This is a genomic window from Streptomyces sp. NPDC059456, from assembly GCF_042750055.1.
GTDB lineage: Bacteria > Actinomycetota > Actinomycetes > Streptomycetales > Streptomycetaceae > Streptomyces.
Window position 1 is genome coordinate 1 of the sequence record NZ_JBHYVA010000845.1, and the last position, 3,195, is coordinate 3,195.

At 74.6% G+C, this 3,195-nt stretch carries 3 protein-coding genes; 1 reads left to right on the forward strand and 2 read right to left on the reverse strand.

The features are described from left to right. Positions 1-192: 192 nt before the first annotated feature. Together ACFXA3_RS39435 and ACFXA3_RS39440 are read right to left on the reverse strand one after the other, a co-directional pair. Positions 193-1,029 (reverse strand): ketose-bisphosphate aldolase, encoded by an 837-nt coding sequence (locus tag ACFXA3_RS39435; protein ID WP_385195727.1) that lies wholly within the window; start codon positions 1,027-1,029, stop codon positions 193-195. After that, positions 1,026-1,928 (reverse strand): SIS domain-containing protein, encoded by a 903-nt coding sequence (locus ACFXA3_RS39440; RefSeq protein WP_385195730.1) that lies wholly within the window; start codon positions 1,926-1,928, stop codon positions 1,026-1,028. Before ACFXA3_RS39440 ends, ACFXA3_RS39435 begins: the two co-directional genes overlap by 4 nt. A gap of 154 nt (positions 1,929-2,082) precedes the next feature. Between ACFXA3_RS39440 and ACFXA3_RS39445 the strand changes: the two genes are divergently transcribed. After that, a complete protein-coding gene (locus tag ACFXA3_RS39445) occupies positions 2,083-2,862 on the forward strand; it encodes a DeoR/GlpR family DNA-binding transcription regulator (RefSeq protein ID WP_385195732.1) in 780 nt (259 codons plus the stop codon). Positions 2,863-3,195: the final 333 nt, after the last annotated feature.

Consider the following 3,195-nt stretch of genomic DNA (forward strand, 5'->3'; position numbering starts at 1 on the left):
ACCACCTGATCCATTTGGTAATGGTGGGCTCGTATTTTTTTAAAAGACACCCCCGTGGACGGGGGCGCCACCCCGGACCGGGCCGGGGGGCTGGCGCGGCGGTCCCCCCGGGCCCGGCTCATCCCCCGCTGACCCGATGTGCCGGGGCACCGGGGGAACCGGGAGTGCCGGGGGGGGCGCCCCGGCCCGCGGTCAGTTCAGCGCGGTGATCATCGCCGCGGCCGTCGCCGCCATCGCCGTACGGGCCGCCGTCAGGTAGGGACGGGGGTCCGCCGGGGTCAGGTGGGTGCGGATCGCCTCCGTCATGGCCAGGTTCAGCGCGGTGCCGATGTTGACCTTGCGGATGCCGCCCGCCACCGCCGCCGCGAGTTCCGCGTCCGGCAGCCCCGAGGAACCGTGCAGCACCAACGGCACGTCCACGGTCTTCGCCAGCCGGGCCAGCAGCGCATGGTCCAGCTCGGCGGTGCGGCTGGTCATCGCGTGACTGCTGCCGACCGCCACGGCCAGCGCGTCGACTCCCGAGTCGGCGACGAACCGGCGGGCCTCGTCCGGGTCCGTACGGGCGCCCGGCGCGTGCGGGTCGAGCGGGGCGGCGCCGTTCTTGCCGCCCACCTCACCCAGCTCGGCCTCGACCCACAGCCCGTTGGCGTGCGCCCAGTCGGCCGCGGAGCGGGTCGCCTCCAGGTTCTCCGCGTACGGGAGCTGCGCGGCGTCGTACATCACCGAACTGAACCCGGCGTCCGCGGCCTGCCGGAGCAGGTCGGGGCTCTTGACGTGGTCCAGGTGCAGGCCGACCGGGATCCCGGCGGCCTCCGCGCACGCGACGGCCGCGCGCGAAATGGGCAGCAGCTGCCCGGCGCGGAACTTCACCGCGTTCTCGCTCAGTTGCAGGATGACGGGCAGGCCCGCCCGTTCCGCCCCGGCGACGACGGCCTCGGCGTGCTCCAAGGTGATGATGTTGAAGGCGGCGACGGCTCGGCCCGCGGCCGCCGCCTCCAGGACGAGCGTCCCGGCGGACACCAGGCTCATCGGACCGCCTCCTCACCGGCGGTGAGGATCACCGAGCGGGTCAGGTTCCGCGGCTGATCGGGGTCGAGGTCCTGATGGGCCGCCACCGCGATCGCCAGCCGGTGGACCCGGACCAGCTCGGCGAGCGGGTCGAGCCGCCCGGCCACCCACTGGCCGCCGGTGGCCCGCACCTGCTCGGCGAGCCCCTCGGGCGCCTCGCCGAGCGACCAGGTGAGGGTGCCGGGGCCGGTGACGCTGATCGGCCCGTGCCGGTACTCCATCGCGGGGTACGACTCGGACCACGACAGCGAGGCCTCGCGCATCTTCAGCGCGGCCTCGTGGGCGAGGCCCACGCTCCAGCCCCGGCCGAGGAAGGTGAACTGACCTCGGTTCACCGCCTGTTCGGGAAGCGGCTCGGCGAGGGCGGTACGGGCGTCGGCGACCGCGGCCGGGGTGTGCCGACCGACGTGGGCGCGCAGCAGGGTCAGCGCGGTCGTCGCGAAGCGGGTCTGCACGACGGACTGCTCGTCGGCGAAGTCGAGGACGACGAGCTCGTCGGCGAGGGTCATCACCGGGGTCGCCGGGTCACCGATGACGGCGGTCGTCCGGATTCCCACGTCCCGCAGCCCGGCCAGCAGGTCCAGCACCTCGGTGGTGGTGCCCGACCGGGTGAGCGCGACGACCCGGTCGTAGCGGCGGTGCAGCGGGAACTCCGACGCGGCGAAGGCGTCGGTCTCCCCGTGGCCCACCTCCTCGCGCAGGGCGGCAGCCGCCTGGGCCATGTAGTACGAGGTCCCGCACCCGACGATCGCGGCACGCTCCCCCGGCTGCGGCAGCACCGCCCGGTGGGCCGGGGCCAGTTCGGCGGCCCGCTCCCAGCACTCCGGCTGTGTGCCCAACTCGTACGCGACGTGGCTCATGGCGGCTCCTAGCGCGGCGGGTGCGATGCGTATGCGTTTTCCTGCAAGGTAGCGGTCCATTTCACGCAACTTCAAGCATCTCGGGGGTTGATCCCTGAGTTAGTGTCGACGCGTAGGCCAAGAGAGCGCGAGGGGGTCGATCACCGTGGGGTCCATGACCCGCAAGGAACGCTGGCAGACACTGCTGGACCTGCTGGTGGAGCGGGGCGAGCTGGAGGTCGAACCGGCCGCGGAGACGCTCGGCGTGTCCGCCGCGACCATCCGCCGCGACCTCGACCAGCTGGCCGAACAGCAGCTGCTGGTACGGACCCGCGGCGGGGCGGTGGTGCACGGCGTCTCGTACGAACTCCCGCTGCGCTACCGCACGTCCCGGCGCGCCGCCGAAAAGCACCGCATCAGCGAAGCGGTGGCGGAGCTGATCACCCCGGGCGAGGTGATCGGCCTGACCGGCGGCACCACCACCACGGAGGTGGCCCGCGCCCTGGCCGGCCGCCCGGACCTGGCGGCGGGCTCGCCGGCACTGACGGTGGTGACCAACGCGCTCAACATCGCGGGCGAGCTCGTCATCAGGCCGCAGTTCAAGATCGTCCTGACGGGCGGGGTCGCCCGCCCCCAGTCGTACGAACTCACCGGCCCGCTGGCGCAGCAGGTCCTGGGGCAGCTGACGATGGACACGGCCGTCGTCGGCGTGGACGCGTTCGACCCGCAGGACGGCGCGGCGACCCGCCACGAGGACGAGGCGGCGATGAACCGCCTGCTGTGCGAGCGGGCCCGCCGGGTCGTCATCGCGGCGGACTCCAGCAAACTGGCGGTCCGCGCCTTCGCCCGCATCTGCCCGACCGACGCGGTCGACGTCCTGGTCACGGACACCTCCCTCCCGGACCCGGTGGCAGCCCAATTCGAGGCGGCGGGCGTGGAGGTCCGACGGGTGTAGGGGCGACGGGACGCAGGGTGCGACGGGACCCAGGGGCGGGGCGGAACCCGAGCCGGGCGGTGGGGGTGGGGGTGGGGGCCGGGCGGGATGCTGGGGCGGGACTGCGGCGGGGCGGGATCGGCGGGGCGGGCCGGGATGCCGGGGCGGGGCTGCGGCTGGGCACGATCGGCGAGGCGGGCCGGGATGCCGGGGCGGGGCTGCAGCTGGGCAGGATCGGCGGGGTGAGTCGGAAGCCACGGGGCGGGGTCCGAGCGGGGCGGTGTCGGAGTGGGTCCGGGGGCGTGGGGGGGGGGGGCCGCGGCTCGGCGTGGGGGGGGGCCGCGCCGCGCGGGG